This is a genomic window from Streptomyces fildesensis, from assembly GCF_016107395.1.
Classification (GTDB): Bacteria; Actinomycetota; Actinomycetes; order Streptomycetales; family Streptomycetaceae; genus Actinacidiphila; species Actinacidiphila fildesensis.
In genome coordinates this window covers 1-208 of record NZ_JAAIKO010000462.1, presented here as the reverse complement: position 1 = coordinate 208, position 208 = coordinate 1, and the positions used below count along the sequence as shown (strand labels likewise).

At 42.3% G+C, this 208-nt stretch carries 1 protein-coding gene; it reads left to right on the top strand.

Going from position 1 to position 208, the window contains the following annotated elements; translation table 11 throughout:
- Position 1: 1 nt before the first annotated feature.
- Positions 2-208 (top strand): hypothetical protein (locus C6N31_RS47635; protein ID WP_498063747.1); only part of this gene is annotated, 207 nt, incomplete at its 3' end.

The following is a 208-nucleotide window of genomic DNA, read 5'->3' as shown; positions in this document are numbered from 1 at the left end:
TGTGCATGATGACTGCAAGTTAAAATTTTTGGAGCTGAAGGCAAAAAGAACCTACCGCTCTATAGTTTTCAAGATTGAGGAGAAGCAAAAGCAAGTTGTCGTGGAAAAGGTTGGCGAGCCTGCTCAAAGCTATGAAGACTTCACTGCAAGTCTTCCTGCTGATGAGTGTCGATATGCTGTCTATGATTTTGATTTTGTGACTGCAGAG